Origin of the sequence: Cupriavidus sp. 30B13, from assembly GCF_049059565.2 — a bacterium.
Classification (GTDB): domain Bacteria; phylum Pseudomonadota; class Gammaproteobacteria; order Burkholderiales; family Burkholderiaceae; genus Cupriavidus.
In genome coordinates this window covers 3,074,044-3,089,198 of sequence record NZ_CP188224.1, presented here as the reverse complement: position 1 = coordinate 3,089,198, position 15,155 = coordinate 3,074,044, and the positions used below count along the sequence as shown (strand labels likewise).

Annotated in this window: 14 protein-coding genes and 1 pseudogene; 8 read left to right on the top strand and 7 right to left on the bottom strand. The window is 68.0% G+C overall.

Translation table 11 applies throughout. The features are described 5' to 3' along the window. From ACKI2N_RS32860 to ACKI2N_RS32850, 3 genes are read left to right on the top strand one after another with little or no spacing between them, the layout of a single operon-like run. A complete protein-coding gene (locus tag ACKI2N_RS32860) occupies positions 1-1,521 on the top strand; it encodes a class I adenylate-forming enzyme family protein (RefSeq protein ID WP_420996564.1) in 1,521 nt (506 codons plus the stop codon). Positions 1,522-1,574: 53 nt separating this feature from the next. Then, complete coding sequence (locus ACKI2N_RS32855) at positions 1,575-2,381, top strand: citryl-CoA lyase (protein ID WP_420996563.1); 807 nt, start codon at positions 1,575-1,577, stop codon at positions 2,379-2,381. After that, positions 2,378-3,226 carry an SDR family NAD(P)-dependent oxidoreductase gene (locus ACKI2N_RS32850; RefSeq protein ID WP_420996562.1) on the top strand — a complete coding sequence of 283 codons (849 nt, stop codon included), beginning with the start codon at positions 2,378-2,380 and terminating at the stop codon, positions 3,224-3,226. The genes ACKI2N_RS32855 and ACKI2N_RS32850 overlap by 4 nt, the downstream gene beginning before the upstream one ends. Positions 3,227-3,247: 21 nt before the next feature. On the opposite strand, the gene ACKI2N_RS32845 is transcribed toward ACKI2N_RS32850, so the two are convergent. From ACKI2N_RS32845 to ACKI2N_RS32835, 3 genes are all read right to left on the bottom strand, one after another. Beyond that, positions 3,248-4,042: an HpcH/HpaI aldolase family protein gene (locus tag ACKI2N_RS32845; RefSeq protein ID WP_420996561.1), complete on the bottom strand. Its 795-nt coding sequence runs from the start codon at positions 4,040-4,042 to the stop codon at positions 3,248-3,250. 507 nt (positions 4,043-4,549) lie between these two features. Beyond that, the gene (locus ACKI2N_RS32840; RefSeq protein ID WP_420996560.1) at positions 4,550-5,245 is read right to left on the bottom strand and encodes a fumarylacetoacetate hydrolase family protein; all 696 of its coding nucleotides are present in this window, start codon (positions 5,243-5,245) and stop codon (positions 4,550-4,552) included. A gap of 87 nt (positions 5,246-5,332) precedes the next feature. Continuing rightward, positions 5,333-5,755: a VOC family protein gene (locus tag ACKI2N_RS32835; protein ID WP_420996618.1), complete on the bottom strand. Its 423-nt coding sequence runs from the start codon at positions 5,753-5,755 to the stop codon at positions 5,333-5,335. Between the two features lie 146 nt (positions 5,756-5,901). On the opposite strand from ACKI2N_RS32835, the gene ACKI2N_RS32830 reads away from it, so the two are divergent. After that, the gene (locus ACKI2N_RS32830; RefSeq protein ID WP_420996559.1) at positions 5,902-6,792 is read left to right on the top strand and encodes a LysR family transcriptional regulator; all 891 of its coding nucleotides are present in this window, start codon (positions 5,902-5,904) and stop codon (positions 6,790-6,792) included. A 48-nt stretch (positions 6,793-6,840) separates the two neighbouring features. On the opposite strand, the gene ACKI2N_RS32825 is transcribed toward ACKI2N_RS32830, so the two are convergent. The 3 genes from ACKI2N_RS32825 to ACKI2N_RS32815 all read right to left on the bottom strand — a co-directional run bounded on the left by ACKI2N_RS32825 (position 6,841) and on the right by ACKI2N_RS32815 (position 10,582). Continuing rightward, positions 6,841-9,252: a TonB-dependent receptor gene (locus tag ACKI2N_RS32825; protein ID WP_420996558.1), complete on the bottom strand. Its 2,412-nt coding sequence runs from the start codon at positions 9,250-9,252 to the stop codon at positions 6,841-6,843. A gap of 88 nt (positions 9,253-9,340) precedes the next feature. After that, the gene (locus tag ACKI2N_RS32820; protein WP_420996557.1) at positions 9,341-9,709 is read right to left on the bottom strand and encodes a DUF2946 domain-containing protein; all 369 of its coding nucleotides are present in this window, start codon (positions 9,707-9,709) and stop codon (positions 9,341-9,343) included. 198 nt (positions 9,710-9,907) lie between these two features. Beyond that, complete coding sequence (locus ACKI2N_RS32815; RefSeq protein ID WP_420996556.1) at positions 9,908-10,582, bottom strand: DsbA family oxidoreductase; 675 nt, start codon at positions 10,580-10,582, stop codon at positions 9,908-9,910. 164 nt (positions 10,583-10,746) lie between these two features. On the opposite strand from ACKI2N_RS32815, the gene ACKI2N_RS32810 reads away from it, so the two are divergent. Continuing rightward, positions 10,747-11,067: an amidohydrolase family protein gene (locus ACKI2N_RS32810; RefSeq protein ID WP_420996555.1), complete on the top strand. Its 321-nt coding sequence runs from the start codon at positions 10,747-10,749 to the stop codon at positions 11,065-11,067. 180 nt (positions 11,068-11,247) lie between these two features. Next, positions 11,248-11,466, top strand: coding sequence for a hypothetical protein (locus tag ACKI2N_RS32805; RefSeq protein ID WP_420996554.1), 219 nt, complete (start codon positions 11,248-11,250; stop codon positions 11,464-11,466). Positions 11,467-11,730: 264 nt separating this feature from the next. Here the strand turns inward: ACKI2N_RS32805 and ACKI2N_RS32800 are convergent, their stop codons facing one another. Further along, positions 11,731-13,971, bottom strand: a complete 2,241-nt coding sequence (locus ACKI2N_RS32800; protein ID WP_420996553.1) for an NADP-dependent isocitrate dehydrogenase — start codon at positions 13,969-13,971, stop codon at positions 11,731-11,733. A 371-nt stretch (positions 13,972-14,342) separates the two neighbouring features. On the opposite strand from ACKI2N_RS32800, the gene ACKI2N_RS32795 reads away from it, so the two are divergent. Further along, entirely contained in the window at positions 14,343-14,504 is a 162-nt protein-coding gene (locus tag ACKI2N_RS32795) for a hypothetical protein (protein ID WP_420996620.1), read from the top strand. Further along, positions 14,473-15,064: pseudogene (locus tag ACKI2N_RS32790) on the top strand (IS5/IS1182 family transposase); the annotation flags it as partial. The gene ACKI2N_RS32795 and the pseudogene ACKI2N_RS32790, both read left to right, overlap by 32 nt. Positions 15,065-15,155 lie beyond the last annotated feature (91 nt).

Below are 15,155 nucleotides of genomic sequence, written 5' to 3'. Positions count from 1 at the left end.
ATGTTCCCGATCGATTTCTTCTGGCGCGCGGCCGCGCGCTGGCCCGGCAATATCGCCATCGACGCGCCCGAGGGCGCCATCCGCTACGACGCGCTGGCCGAGCGGGTCGCGGCGCTGGCCGCCGCGCTGGTGGCGCTGGACGCCGCGCCGCAGAGCCGTGTCGGCATCTGCGCGCGCAACAGCGCCGAGCACATCGTGGCGCTGCTGGCGGTGCTGGCCTGCGGCAAGGTCTGGGTGCCGCTCAATCCCAAGAGCACCCGGCCGGAGATCCGCCGCATCGTCGATGCGACCGAGCCGTCCATCCTGGTGATCGATCCGGCCTGCGCCGGCCTGCTCGAAGGCGCGCCCGGCGAGCGCATCTACTGCGGCCCGCCGCCTGCGGGCGAGCGCACGCTGGCCGGACTGGTCGCGCAGCATGCCGGCGCGGCGCGCCCGGCCTTCGCGCTGCCGCCCGAGGCCACGCAGGCGATCAAGTTCACCGGCGGCACCACCGGCGCGCCCAAGGGCGTGATGCAGACCTACCGCGCGTGGATGGCCAACATCGCCAACCAGATCCACGCCTGGGGCTTCGACGAGCATGAGCGCTACATCGTGGCCGCGCCGGTCACGCACGGCACCTCCACCTACCTGCTGCCGATCCTGGCGCAGGGCGGCTGCCACGTGGTGCTGGCGGAGGCCGGCGCCGAGGCCGTGCGCACCGCGTTCCGCGAGCGCGGCGGCACCGTGTGTTTCATGCCGCCCACGCTGGTCTACATGCTGATGGCGCTGCCGGGCGCCTCGCGCGCGGACTTCCCGCACCTGCGCCGCCTGATCTACGGCGGCGCGCCGATGCCGCCCGAGAAGATCCGCGAGGTGCGCGCGTTCTTCGGCCCGGTGCTGGGCACCACCTACGGCCAGACCGAAGCGCCGCAGAACCTGACCGTGATGCGCCCGGAGGATTTCGAGGACGAGCGCAACTGGGCCGCCGTGGGCCGCGCCACGTGGTTCAGCGACGTGGCCATCATGGCGCCCGGTGGCCGCCTGCTGCCCGCCGGCGAGGTGGGCGAGGTGGTGGCGCGCGGCGACCTGCTGATGAGCGGCTACTGGCGCCTGCCGGAAAAGACCGCCGAGACCCTGGTGGACGGCTGGCTGCACACCGGCGACCGCGGCCTGATCGACGAGCGCGGCTACCTGTATCTCAAGGACCGGCTCAAGGACATGGTCATCACCGGCGGCTTCAACGTCTATCCGATCGACGTCGAGAACGCGCTGGGCCAGCACCCGGCCGTGCACGAATGCACCGTGTTCGGCGTGCCCGACGAGAAATGGGGCGAAGCGGTGCAGGCCGCGGTGGAGCTGCGCCCCGGCCAGCAGGCCAGCGAGGCCGAGCTGATCGCCTTCGTGCGCGAGCGGCTGGGGCCCGTGCAGACGCCCAAGCGCATCCACTTCCATGCCAGCCTGCCGCGCTCGCCGGTGGGCAAGGTGCTCAAGACCGCCGTGCGCGACCGCGCGCTGGCGCCCGCCGCTGCCGACGCATCCTGATCGTCCGCATAGATCGTCCGCATAAATCGTCCGTATAAGAAAGAGACCAAGCCATGACCGACTCCGCTTCCTCCAAGCCCGCTACCCCCGTCACCCGCCTGTGCACGCACACGCTCACCAGCCTGCATTACCGCGACGCCGACCTGGTCGAGGACCTGATGGGCAAGAAGACCTTCACCGAGGTGATGCTGATGCAGATCCTGGGCCGCGCGCCGCGCCCGGTGGACCTGCGCATCACCGACGTGGTGCTGGTCGTGCTGATGGAGCACGGCCTCACGCCCAGCGCCATCGCCACGCGCCTGATCTACATGAGCGCGCCCGAGAACCTGCAGGGCGCGGTCGCCGCCGGCCTGCTGGCCGTGGGCAGCTCCTTCGTGGGCACCATGGAGAACTGCTCGCAGCTGCTCGACCGCATCGGCACCGCCGCCGACCCGGATGCCGAGGCGATGGAGATCGCGCGGCACTACAAGTCCATCAAGGCCCACGTGCCCGGCTTCGGCCACCACCTGCACAAGCCGGTGGACCCGCGCGCCTACAAGCTGCTTGAGCTGGGCCGCGCCGAGCCCGAGCTGGCCGGCGACAAGATCCGGGCGCTGGAGCGCCTGTCCGCGGCGGTGGATGCCGTGGCGGGCCGGCCCATCACCATCAATGCCACCGGCGCCGTGGCCGCGCTGCTGGGCGAGCTGGGCGTGCCGACGGCCGTGATGCGCGGCTTCGCCGTGATCTCGCGCGCCGCCGGGCTGGTGGCGCATATCGTCGAGGAACAGCAAAGCCCCTCGGGCCGTTTTATCTGGGACACCGTCGAGCATGCCATTCCCTACGTGGGCGAAGGCGGCCGCACGGAAGAGGAGGGCGCATGACGGCGGGCGTGGCACGCGATGCCGGCGCGGCGCGCCCGCCGGCATTGCCGCTCGATCTGTCCGGCCGCACGGTATTCGTGGCCGGAGCGGGCTCGGCCGCGCCGGGCTGGAGCATCGGCCGCGCATCGAGCGTGACTTATGCGCGGCTGGGCGCGCGGGTGTGCGTGGTGGACCGCGACGCGGCGTCGGCAGAAGAAACCACGGCGCTGATCCGCGCCGAAGGCGGCGTGGCCGAGACCTTCGTGGGCGACATCGCCGTGGAGGAGGACGTGGCGCGCCTGTTCGCCGAGGCGCGCGAGCATTTCGGCATGGTCGACGTGCTGCACCACAACGTGGGCATCGGCAAGACCGGCGGCCCGCTGGAAACCAGCGCCGCCGACTTCGACCGCATCCATGCGGTCAACGTGCGCAGCCTGCTGCTGGCCAGCCAGCAGGTGCTGCCCGGCATGGTGGCGCGCGGGCGCGGCGCGGTCATCGCGATCTCGTCGGTGGCCGGCATGCGCTACCTGGGATATCCGCACCTGGCCTACAGCGTGACCAAGGCGGCGGTGATCCAGTTCACGCGCATGCTGGCGCAGCAATACGCGCCACATGGCGTGCGCGCCAACACGGTGGTGCCGGGCCTGATCGACACGCCGCGCATCGCCACCACGGTGGCCAGCATGTACTCCGGGACCAGCCTGGAGCAGGCCAGGGCAGCGCGCGCCGCGCAGGTGCCGCTGGGCCGCATGGGCAGCGCGTGGGAGGTGGCCCACGCCTGCGCTTTCCTGGCGTCCGACGCGGCGGCCTACATCACCGGCACCGAGCTGGTGGTGGACGGCGGCATCACCGGCAAGTACGTGTAGCGCGCCGGTAGCCGTCAGGCGTCAGTAGCCCTGGGCGCCGCCGCCGGCCGGCGCGCACCCGGCGCGCATCTGCGTCACCACCTGCCGGGCGCCGGCGGCCATCAGGCGCGCGTCGGAGCCGACCGTGACGAAGCGAAAGCCCTGCTCGACGCGGCGCAGCGCCGCTTCCGGCGCGCCGTTGTGGATGCCCGCGACCACGCCGTGGGCGCGCGCGCGGGCCAGCACGTGCGCGATGGCGTCGGCCACCGGCGGCTCGACGTCGTCGAAGGTGGGGCGGCAGCCGAGCGCGAGCGAGAGGTCGGACGGGCCGATGTAGACCGCGTCCAGCCCCGGCACCGAGAGGATCTCGTCGAGGTTGTCCAGGCCCTGCCGGGTTTCGATCATGGCGAAGGTGACGATGGTCTCGTTGGCGCGCTCGGGATAGTCGGCGCCGCCGTACAGCAGCCCGCGTATCGGCCCGAAGCTGCGCGAGCCCAGCGGCGGGTAGTGGGTGGCGGCGACGAAGCGCTCCGCGTCCTCGCGCGTATTGATCATCGGGCAGATCACGCCGTAGGCGCCGGCGTCCAGCACCTTCATCAGGATGCCGGGCTCGTTCCACGGCACGCGCACCACGGGCACGGTGTCGGTGGTGGACACGGCGGTAAACAGCGCCAGCGCGTCGCGGTAGTCAAGCACGCCGTGCTGGAGGTCCACGGTAAGCGAGTCCCAGCCCTGGTGGGCCATGGTCTCGGCCGCGAAGCTGCTGGGGATGGAGAGCCAGCCATTGACGACGGCCTGGTCGGCCGCCCACATCTTTCGAATCCGGTTCTCGCGCATCGGGCTTGGTCTCCTGTCTTGTCTTCGCCAGGCGACACGTGCCCCCAGCGTGTTCTCGATGGCGGATCGCGGCGATCCGCGCTGCTGCGGGGAAGTATAAGCCGGGGGCTGCTGCTCAGGTTGCCGCGACTGCGGGTTTGCTCCCCACTCCCGCTTGCGGGAGAGGGGTTGGGGGAGAGGGCCGGCGCTGGCGAATGCTGCCGTGTTGGAAACAACCGGCGGCTTCGTTGGTGGCCCCCAAGCCGGACAACACCGTTGGCTTCGCTTGATGTGGCTCCTAGTCAAACCGCCCCTCTCCCCGGCCCTCTCCCCGTGAGGGGAGAGGGAGAACACCTTGCTTGGGCTAGCTCTTGCGGTTTGGGCCCATTCGGGGGCTTCGTCAATCGCACGGGGGGTTGCTCCCCTCTCCCGCTTGCGGGAGAGGGGACGGGGGAGAGGGCCAGCGCCGGCCAATGCTACCGGACTGGAAAAAGCCGTCCGCTTGCGATGCCGGGCAACGCCGCTGCCTCAGCGCTTGCCGACCGTGAACGCGATCTCGCCCACGCCTTCCACGCCCGCGGTCACCTTGTCGCCCTGGCGCAGTTCGCCCACGCCGGCCGGCGTGCCGGTGAAGATCAGGTCGCCCGGGGCCAGGGTCACGCTTTGCGAGACATAGGCGATCACGTCCGCCACCGGCCAGATCAGTTCGTCGAGGTCGCCGTCCTGGCGCGTCTCGCCGTTGACCGCGAGCCAGATGCGGCCCTTGGCGGGATGGCCGACGCTGGCCACCGGGTGCAGCGGGCCGCACGGGCCGGAGGCGTCGAAGCTCTTCGACCAGTCCCACGGGCGGCTCATCTTCTTGGCCACGTCCTGCAGGTCGCGGCGGGTCATGTCCACGCCCACGGCGTAGCCCCAGACGAAGTCCAGCGCCTGCTCGGGCTTGATGTCGGCGCCGCCCTTGCCGATCGCCACCACCAGTTCGATCTCGTGGTGCAGGTTCTCGGTCAGCGGCGGATAGGCCACGGTGCCTTCGGCCGGCACCACGGCGTCGGCCGGCTTGGTGAAGAAGAACGGCGGATCGCGGTCGGGGTCGTTGCCGAACTCGCGCGCATGCGCGGCGTAGTTGCGGCCCACGCAGAACACGCGGCGGATGGGGAAGCGGGCATCGCTGCCGGCCACGGCGACGCTCGCCTGCGCGGGCGGCTGGAACACGAAATCGGTCATCTTTGAATCCGTAGTTGAGGGGGCTGGGTGAATGCGGTTGGCAATGCGCCGGCCAAGGGCTTGCCTGGCGCAAACCTGCTTGCAAACCTACTTGGCGAAGACCTGGCTCAGGTCGCCGAAGGCCTTGAACTCGAGCGCGTTGCCCGACGGGTCGAGGAAGAACATGGTGGCCTGCTCGCCCACCTGGCCCTTGAAGCGCACATGCGGCTCGATCACGAAGCGGGTCTCGGCGGCGCGCAGCCTGTCGGCCAGCGCCTCCCACTCGGCCATCGGCAGGATCGCGCCGAAGTGCCGCACCGGCACATTGTCGCCGTCGACCGCGCTGGTGGCGCGGTGGCCGCATTCCTCGGGCGCCAGGTGCGCCACCACCTGGTGGCCGTAGAAATCGAAATCGACCCAGGCATCGGAACTGCGGCCTTCGGGGCAGCCCAGCAGGCCGCCGTAGAAACGGCGCGCTTCGGCGAGGTCGTTGACGGGAAAAGCCAGGTGGAACAGCGGGATGGCGCTCATGTCGGGGGCTCTTTCGGGGGAGGTGGTCATGCCGGGGTCATGCCGGCTCGCCGCACGGGCGGCGGCCGCGGTGGATTGATTGTAATCAGCAGAACTCGTAATATGAAACGAATGTTTTCTGCTCTCAGCATCAATAATTTCGATACATGATCCGCTACTTCCAGACCTTCCTCGTGGCCGCGGAGACCGCCTCGTTCTCTGCCGCCGGGGCGCGGCTCGGCCTGACGCAATCCGCCGTCAGCACGCAGATCCGCCGGCTGGAGGAAGACCTCGGCTGCAACTTGTTCGAGCGTGCCGGCAAGTCGGTCGCGCTCAGCGAGGAAGGGCGCAGGCTGGTGCCGGAAGCGCAGCGCTTCATCGAGCTGTACGAGTCGATGAAAGGCCACGCGCAGGCGGCCCCGGACACCACGCCGCTGGACCTGGGCGCGGTCTCCACGGTGCAGGCGGCGCTGCTGCCGCGCGCCATGAAGCGCTTTCGCGACGGTTTTCCCAAGACGCACGTCAACATCGTCCCCGGCATGTCCACCCAGCTGCTCACCCAGGTGGACGCCCGCGAGCTCGATGTGGCCGTGCTGGTCAAGCCGCGGCTGGGCATCCCGCCGGAGCTGAAGTGGGTGCCGCTGATGCAGGAACGCTTTGCCGGCATCGTGCCCAGGGGCGCGCCGCGCGAGCTCAAGGCGGCGCTGGCGGTGCTGCCGTTCATCCGCTACAACCGCCACTCGATGGGCGGCCAGCTGGTGGACCGCTACCTGCGCCGGCAGCGGCTGTGGGTGGACGGCGGCATGGAGCTGGACGAGCCGGCGGTCATCCTGCAGATGGTGAGCGAAGGCCTGGGCTGCGCCATCATCCCGGCCGAGCTGGTTCCGCTGCGGCAGGCGCGCAACGTGGTGGAGATCCCGCTGCCGGGCGAGCCGGTGTTCCGCGAGATCGGCGTGCTGGTGCGGCAGTCGGCGCTCAAGCGGGCCCCGGTGGCGGGGCTGATCGAGGCGCTGGTGGAGGTGGCGCGGGCGGCGCAGGCCCGCCGTGGCGCCGCCTAGGGCGGTTTTCCCCGGCGGCGATCCCCTGCGGCTTCCCCGGCGGCTCTTCTACAGCGAATACCGCAGGCTCAGGTAGAACGTGCGCTGCGGGAACGGGTGGAACAGGAAGTACTTCCGGTTGTTCAGGTTGTCCACCCCGAGCGCGCCGCTCCAGTGCTTGTCGAACTCGTAGCGCACGCGCGCGTCCATCACGAAGAAGCTCTGGAAGCCCTGGTAGGTGGCGGGATTGACGTCGGTATTGTCGACCGTGGCGTACACGCGCGAGCTGTAGCGGCCCGCCAGCGTGTAGGTCCACTTGTTGTCCGGCCGGTAGGTGGCCGCCAGCGTCGCGCGCCAGGTCGGCACATAAGGCACGCGCTTGCCGGTGGCGGTGGCGCCCGCCACGGTGGGCACGTAGCTGTCGTCGGAAAGGATGCGCGAATCGACGTAGGTCGCGTTGCCCGACAGCGACAGCCCGCGGACAAGCACATTGTCCTGCTGGCCGGCCAGTTCCACGCCGGTCTGGCGCGTCTTGCCCACGTTCTGCGTGAACGATACCGGCGTGGCGAAGCCCGCGATGTTCGAGGTCTGCGAGATCAGCGCGTTGGAGACGTACTCGTTGAAGACCGAGAGGCGGATCTTGCCGTTGCTGTCGTGGCGCTCGACCGCCAGCTCGCTCGACAGCACGCGCTCGGGCTGCAGGAACGGGTTGGCCTGCGTGAAGGTCGTGCCGGTCTGCACGCTCTGGTAGAGCTCGCCGACGGTGGGAAAGCGCAGCGCCTTGCCGAACGAGCCGGTGACCGACCAGCGCTCGGTGGCATCCCAGGTGACCGAAGCCTTCGGCGAGAAGCCGGACTTGTCCACGCTCGGCTGGTCGATCGACACCCCGGCGCCGTTGCTGCCGAGCGAGAAGTTGTAGCCGTCGTAGGCGCGCCACCATTCGTAGCGCCCGCCCAGCGTGGCCTGCACGCCGGGCGCCACGCGCCAGACGTCCTGCAGCCACAGCGCGGTGGTCTGGGTCTTGCCGAGCGAGTTGCTGAACAGCGGGCCGCTGCTGCCCGCGGTCCAGTCCGCGGTGGTGTAGGTCGGGCTGACCAGCTTGAACTGGTCGTAGTGCGCGCCGAAGCTGACGATGTTCGCGCCGGCGATGCCCTGCGGGCGCCACGTGCCCTTGAGGTCGAGCGTGGTCCAGCCGGTGCCGCTCATGTCGGTGGCGCGCCCGGGGCCGCCCGTCAGCGCGGCCGGGTAGGTGCCGGTGGACAGGCGGCTGAGGTCGCGCAGGTAGTAGAAGTTGCTCACCGTCGCCTCGCCGTCGAACACGCCCTGCGTGTGGCTCTCCACCTTCAGGCTCTGCATCAGGTGCTGCTGCTCGACGTTGTTGCTGGCGAACTGCCCGGCGATGGTGCTGGCGTTGTAGGCGAAGCCGCCGATGTTGACGCTGCCGCTGGCGCCGCCATAGTACGGCGTGCCGCCGGCGGTGCTCAGGTAGGTTTGCGCGCTGGCCTTCGAGTCGTTCTGCCAGTAGCCGAGCGTGTAGACCGCGCTCAGCGTGGGCGTGAAGTCGTAGGCCAGCTTGATGGCCGCATTGTCCTGCAGCGTGTGCAGGAAGTTGCCCGCGCCGATCACCTGGATGGCGCCGCCGGTGCGGTTGCGGTCGGCGAAGGCGCCGCCGACGACCGGCAGCGCGGCGCCCGCGGGCGTGGCCGACTGGCTCACCGTGCCGAAGCTCAGCGGCTGGCTGAAGCTGTTGAGATGATTGGCGCTGAACCACCACGACAGCTTGCCCGCGCGGTCGCCCAGCGTGAGGCTGTACTGCTGGGACGGCTCGTTGTCGCTGGTGCCGTACTGGCTGAAGTGCTGCATGGCGCCGGTGACTTCGATGCTGCCCTCCAGCGTCCTGGGCATGCGCGTGGTGATTTCCGTCACCGCGCCGTAGGAGTTGCCGGGATAGGCGGCCGAGAACGGCCCGTACATCACGTCGATGCGCTCGACCTGCTGGGGCGTCACCATGAACCACTGCGGCGAGCCGTTGCCGTTGTTGTTGTTGATCAGCGCGGACAGCAGCACGCCGTCGGCATAGACCAGGCTGCGCGCGCTGGCGTTGATGCCGGTGGTGCGCGTGGCCATCGGCGATTGCGTGTCGCCGATGAAGCGCTTGCGCACCAGCACGTCGGGCAGGTACTTGAGCATGTCTTCCGTGCCCATCGCGTTGATGGTCTCGGACGCCTGCCGGGCCGTGATGCCCTCGGTGGTCTGCGGCAACTGGTTCTTCTCGGCGAAGGAACGGGTGCCGGTCACGCTCACGGCGGGCAGGTCCTGGCCGGCGGCGCCGGCGCTGCCGGCCGCGGCGGCAGGCGCATTGCCGGTGCTCTGGGCATGGGCGCCGAGCGCGGCCAGCGCGGCGGCGGACAGCAATGTGCGCGCGGCGGCCGGCGCGGCCTCGCGCAGCGCGGTGCGGCCGCGGAATAGCATCTTGTGCATCTGGGTCTACCTCGATTCGATAACCGTCGTCCGCATGCCGTTGCATGCGAACGCCGCAGTCGCGCAGGGGCGCCGCGGATACGCAGGGCTACTGAAGAGGCTGGACGGGCGGGGCGCGCGGGCGCCCGGAAGGAAACGCGCCGAGCGGCACGAAACGCGTGAAAAGCGTTGGCGCCGCGGCAAAGGCAGCCAGCAACGGCAGCGCGGGCGGCGGCACGGGGATGCCCGGCGCCGCCGGATGATCGGCCAGCAGGTCGCAATAGCCGCAGGCGCTCAGGTCGACGCCCGGCGCCTGGTGCGCGGCATCGTCGGGATGGGCGGCGGAACAGATGTAGCCGGCGGGATCGGCGGCATGCGCGGACGCCACGAACTGGCTGACGGCCGGCGCGAACACGATCAGCCACATGGCGAGCAAGCCAAGCCATGCGGTGGTCGATATGCGTTTGCGGGGCGTCATGTGGTTGTGCGATTGGGGCGCGTGCAGTCTACCCGAAGCCCGGCGCAATGGTTCCCGCCGAGGTTGCGGCATTTTGACACATTCGCTGCGCGGCTCGTCGTCCGGCAGCCAGCAGGCCATCGATCGCCGCCTGTCCCTTCTCGCAGGTGCCCGAAGCCTTTGCGCACATGAAGCGCGGGGCATTCGGGACGGTCGTGGTCAGCCTGGCGTGACTGGCGCGGAGGCCGGTTGCTGCCTTTGCGCCAGGATCTGGCGGATCGCCTGTTCGAAGGCTTCCACGGGCTGTCCGCCGGTCACCAGGTAGCGGCCGTCGAAGACGATCGACGGCACCGACTGGATTCCCATGGCCTGGTATTCCCGCTCTTCGGCACGCACCTCGTCGGCATAGTCGCCGCTTTGCAATACGTGGCGCGCCTGCGCGGCGTCGAGCCCCGCCGATGCCGCGGCCTCGACCAGGACCTCGTGGCTGCTCGGATCCTTTTCGTCGGCATGGTAGGCCCGCAGCAGCGCCAGCTTGAGCGGCAGCTGCCTGCCCTGGAGGCCGGCCCAATGCAGCAGGCGGTGCGCGTCGAAAGTGTTGTACACGCGCGTGCGCGGGCCGAAGTCAAAGCCGACGCTCGCGCCGCGCTCGCGGATCATGGCCTGTGTCTCGGCGATCTGGGCCGGCGTGCGCCCATACTTCTTGCCGAGATAGTCGACGATGTCCTCGCCGTCCGGTCCCATCTGCGGATTCAGCTCGAACGGATGCATGACGATGTGGGCGTCGACGTCGTCGCCAAGGCGCGCGAGCGCAAGCTGGAGCGAGGACAGGCCGATGGCGCACCATGGGCATGCGATGTCCGAGACAAAATCGATTCTGAGCGGTTGTGTCATGGCTTTCCTGATGGTGATGGCTGGGCTGCGCGCTCGGTCCGACCTGCGGGCAGCAGGTGCCGACAGGGTAGCCCGAATCGCCGGGGCTTGCAGGATGGCATCTGCGGCGGGCGGCCCGTGGGCGCCATGCATCGCGTCGCTGGATGCGCAAGGCACGCGCCAATATGATCGAGCGCAAGCTGGCAAGGCCAGACGACTCCACTCGCCGAGGAATGCCCCATGCGCCGACTGCTCGCGACGAGGACAAGGCCGAGGAGATCGGGCCGCCGGTCGTCGATGCCTGCAATGCGCTGCAGCCCGAGTGGCGCGCCACCCTGATCCGCTTCCATGACCGGCTGATGTTCGCCACCGACGCGCACAAGGCGCACCGGTGGAGCAATTACGCGCGCATCGTGGACCGGTGGCGCGGGATATTGGGGCAGTTGCCGCCGGAGGTGGCGCAGGACATCGCCGACAAGAACGCGCAGCGGCTTTACGGCCGGTAGGGGCGGGCGGCTTTGGCCGCTTGCCGGGCCGTAGCCCGGTGGCATTTGCGACGCCCGGGGAAAATGAAACGCGCGTCACAAGCGGGCCGGCGGCCCGCCCGGAGATCGGTATTCACGCTGGCGCAGGCTGGAGTAGACTGGATAAACCGGATGCCCGTCACGACCTGCTTCGGAGTTGAAATGGACACGCCTTCCACCAAAGAGCGAGCGCAAAAACGTCCGTCGGACCGGACCTTGAATGTGCTCTCTGTGCTCGTGGGCCTGGTCACGCTGGCGCTCGGCGTCGCCTGGCTTATCTACAAGCGGTACGTCGATCTGGACCTGCCGTATTTCGCGATTCCGCTGGTGCTCACCATTCCGGTGATCGCGGCGGCGGCGTTCCGAAGTCTCTGGGATTAGCCCGGCGCGCGGCCGGATGGCGCGCGGCGGCTTGCGGATGCCTGCCGTGCGCCCCGGAACGGGTGCTCGAGGCGCCGGCGGCGCGTGCCACCGGAAGCACATCGCGGCTGCCTTCCCGCGGTACGTCTTTCCCCTGCCGCAAACGCAAAGCGCCCGCCGGAGGGCGGGCGCGAGGGAACGACCGGACAAGCAGACAACCAAACCAGGAGAACCACCGGGCCGCCCCCGCTCTGCGGGGCGGCCCGGTTTTTCTTCCGGCCGGCGTCAGGCCTGCGCTGCCTCCAGCGCGGCGTTGAGCGTCTTGCTCGGGCGCATCACGGCTTCCAGCTTGGCGAAGTCGGGCCAGTAGTAGCCGCCGATGTCGGCCGGCTTGCCCTGCACGTCCGACAGCTCGCCGACGATGGTCTTCTCGTTGTCGGTCAGCTTCTTGGCCAGCGGCGCGAAGTGGGCGGCCAGCTTGGCGTCGTCGGTCTGCGCCGCGAGTTCCTGGGCCCAGTACATGGCCAGGTAGAACTGGCTGCCGCGGTTGTCGAGCAGGCCGGTCTTGGGCGACGGGCTCTTGTTGTTGTCGAGCAGCTTGCCGGTGGCGGCGTCCAGCGTCTTGGCCAGGATCTTGGCGGCGGCGTTGCCGGTCTTGATGCCGAGGTCTTCCAGCGACACGGCCAGCGCCAGGAATTCACCGAGCGAGTCCCAGCGCAGGTGGTTTTCTTCCACCAGTTGCTTGACGTGCTTGGGCGCCGAGCCGCCCGCGCCGGTTTCGTACATGCCGCCGCCGGCCATCAGCGGGACGATCGACAGCATCTTGGCGCTGGTGCCCAGTTCCATGATGGGGAACAGGTCGGTCAGGTAGTCGCGCAGGATGTTGCCGGTGACCGAGATAGTGTCCAGGCCGCGGATCACGCGCTCCAGCGTGTAGCGCATGGCGCGAACCTGCGACATGATCTGGATGTCCAGGCCCTTGGTGTCGTAGTCCTTGAGGTAGGTCTCGACCTTCTTGATCAGCTCGGCTTCGTGCGGGCGGTACGGGTCCAGCCAGAACACGGCGGGCATGCCGGAGTTGCGCGCGCGGGTGACGGCCAGCTTGACCCAGTCGCGCACCGGCGCATCCTTGACCTGGCACAGGCGCCAGATGTCGCCCTGCTCGACCTGCTGCGTCAGCGCGCTCAGGACTTCGCCGGTGGCGTTGTCGACCACGCGGGCCTCGCCGTCTTCCGGAATCTCGAAGGTCTTGTCGTGCGAGCCGTATTCCTCGGCCTTCTGCGCCATCAGGCCGACGTTCGGCACCGTGCCCATGGTGGTCGGGTCGAAGTTGCCGTTGGTCTTGCAGAAGTTGATGATTTCCTGATAGATGCGGGCGAAGGTCGATTCCGGGATCAGGCACTTGGTGTCTTTCGGACGGCCGTCGGCACCCCACATCTTGCCGCCGATGCGGATCATGGCCGGCATCGACGCGTCGACGATCACGTCGTTCGGCGCATGCAGGTTCGAGATGCCCTTGGCCGAGTCCACCATCGCCAGCTCAGGGCGATGCTCGTGGCAGGCGTGCAGGTCGCGGATGACTTCCTCGCGCTTCGATTCCGGCAGCGCCTCGATCTTGGTGTACAGGTCGACCAGGCCGTTGTTGACGTTGACGCCCAGTTCGTCGAACAGCTTGGCGTGCTTGGCGAAGGCGTCCTTGTAGAACACCTTGACGGCGTGGCCGAACACGATCGGGTGCGACACCTTCATCATGGTCGCCTTGACGTGCAGCGACAGCATGACGCCGGTCTTGCGCGCGTCTTCCATCTGTTCTTCGTAGAAGGCCAGCAGCGCCTTCTTGCTCATGAACATGCTGTCGACGATCTCGCTGTCCAGCAGCGCGATCTTGGGCTTGAGCACGATGGTCTTGCCGCTCTTGGTCACCAGCTCCATGCGCACTTCGCGCGCGCGGTCCAGCGTGACCGACTTTTCGCCGTGGTAGAAGTCGCCGTGCTTCATGTGCGCCACGTGGGTGCGCGAGGCCATGCTCCACTCGCCCATGCTGTGCGGGTTCTTGCGGGCGTAGTTCTTCACCGCGGCGGGGGCGCGGCGGTCCGAATTGCCTTCGCGCAGGACCGGGTTCACGGCGCTGCCCAGGCACTTGGAATAGCGCTGGCGGATGGACTTTTCTTCGTCGGTCTTGGGATCTTCCGGGTAGTCGGGCACCTTGTAGCCCTTCGACTGGAGTTCCTTGATGGCGCTGACCAGCTGGTGCACCGAGGCGCTGATGTTGGGCAGCTTGATGATGTTGGTGTCCGGCAGCAGCGTCAGGCGGCCCAGCTCGGCCAGGTTGTCCGGCACGCGTTGCTCTTCGGTCAGGAATTCGGGGAATTCGCCCAGGATGCGCCCAGCCACCGAGATATCGCTGGTCGTGACGTCGATGCCTGCCGGCGCGGTGAACGTGCGGATGATGGGCAGAAAGGCACTGGTCGCCAGCAGCGGGGCTTCGTCGGTCAGCGTGTAGATGATGGTGGGCTGGGTACTCATTGCTTACCTCAAGGTCAAGAAATAGGTAGGGAAGGCGCCGCCGGCTGGATCGCAGTCCGCGGTAAGGATCGAATTTTGCCTCATTTTACTTTCTGTAGCCTGTCGACAGCCCCGTTTCCCGCTCTGCAACCGAATCATTGCTGAATCCGGACCAGTATCATCCTGGCTGTTGATCGTCGGTTTGTTGTCTAAATGTGCCGATTTTTGATTTTTATAGGCGAATATTTGCGTTTTTTGGAAAAATTCCGTCTGGATCGGAGATCTGCTGGGAACAAAGGGCCGTAGTCTGCGCGAGAGTGCCGATCGTCTCATACAGCTGCCAAAGCGCATCTGGTCGCTTCAGTAGCCGACAGCAGCAGGGAAAAGACGGAATGGCCATCCACCCGGCCGATGCTGACATGTTGATGACAGCTATTGGTTTTCCTGTGACGATAGTTGCAACGTCCTTTGAAGGCAATCTGCAATCGCAACCGCAATGCGCCCGCCTCTGCTTCGACGCTATCGCTCAAAGTTGGCCGGCCAAGGGTGGATGACCAAGCTGCGCTCAAATGGCATCGATTCGTCCTGCAAACCCGTATTCAATGGGACATGCCCCAAAGAACTGGGCTTCGGCAGCGGAATGACTTGCCGACGTTGCGTAACTGGTAAGCCTGTGGCGTATGGGAGCGCCCGCACTTGGCGGTGCTGACCCGCCTGCATGAGTAGGACCAGATTGGCTCAAGCAGGCAAGCCTCGATGGAGCCAATGTCGCCGGCCGCGGCGGCAACAGAAAGGCCCTAGTCCCGCGGGCCGCGGCCAAACTCCATTTCGTCGTAGACCGGCGTGGTGTGCTACCGGCGCGACTGTGACCGGTGCCAACCGCCATGACTCGATTGTCTTGGAGGCGTTGATCGATGTGCAGGGGTTGTCCGGCCGGCCAGGATGTCGTGCCGAGACGTTGCGCGCTGACAAGCGATACGACTTCGCGTGCTGCCGTCGATATCCGCGCAAGCGTGGCATTGAACCACGCATTGCCAGTCGCAGCGTGGAAAGCCATGAGCGCTTTGGAAAGCACTGGGTCGTCGAGCGGACGCACGGGTGGGTTGCGGCGTACGTCTCAAGCGGTCGAGTGTAAGATTTGTCATGTCGTTCGAGGCGAGCGGCATCCCCCTTGGAACGTGCTAAGCGAGTGTCGGCGGAACCAG

Coding starts and splice junctions, on each gene's coding strand:
- ACKI2N_RS32810 (WP_420996555.1), top strand. CDS start 10,747: ATGATCGAGCGCAAGCTGGCAAGGCCAGACGACTCCACTCGCCGAGGA.
- ACKI2N_RS32830 (WP_420996559.1), top strand. CDS start 5,902: ATGATCCGCTACTTCCAGACCTTCCTCGTGGCCGCGGAGACCGCCTCG.
- ACKI2N_RS32800 (WP_420996553.1), bottom strand. CDS start 13,971: ATGAGTACCCAGCCCACCATCATCTACACGCTGACCGACGAAGCCCCG.
- ACKI2N_RS32820 (WP_420996557.1), bottom strand. CDS start 9,709: ATGACGCCCCGCAAACGCATATCGACCACCGCATGGCTTGGCTTGCTC.
- ACKI2N_RS32825 (WP_420996558.1), bottom strand. CDS start 9,252: ATGCACAAGATGCTATTCCGCGGCCGCACCGCGCTGCGCGAGGCCGCG.
- ACKI2N_RS32840 (WP_420996560.1), bottom strand. CDS start 5,245: ATGACCGATTTCGTGTTCCAGCCGCCCGCGCAGGCGAGCGTCGCCGTG.
- ACKI2N_RS32855 (WP_420996563.1), top strand. CDS start 1,575: ATGACCGACTCCGCTTCCTCCAAGCCCGCTACCCCCGTCACCCGCCTG.
- ACKI2N_RS32845 (WP_420996561.1), bottom strand. CDS start 4,042: ATGCGCGAGAACCGGATTCGAAAGATGTGGGCGGCCGACCAGGCCGTC.
- ACKI2N_RS32795 (WP_420996620.1), top strand. CDS start 14,343: ATGGCCATCCACCCGGCCGATGCTGACATGTTGATGACAGCTATTGGT.
- ACKI2N_RS32805 (WP_420996554.1), top strand. CDS start 11,248: ATGGACACGCCTTCCACCAAAGAGCGAGCGCAAAAACGTCCGTCGGAC.
- ACKI2N_RS32815 (WP_420996556.1), bottom strand. CDS start 10,582: ATGACACAACCGCTCAGAATCGATTTTGTCTCGGACATCGCATGCCCA.
- ACKI2N_RS32860 (WP_420996564.1), top strand. CDS start 1: ATGTTCCCGATCGATTTCTTCTGGCGCGCGGCCGCGCGCTGGCCCGGC.
- ACKI2N_RS32835 (WP_420996618.1), bottom strand. CDS start 5,755: ATGAGCGCCATCCCGCTGTTCCACCTGGCTTTTCCCGTCAACGACCTC.
- ACKI2N_RS32850 (WP_420996562.1), top strand. CDS start 2,378: ATGACGGCGGGCGTGGCACGCGATGCCGGCGCGGCGCGCCCGCCGGCA.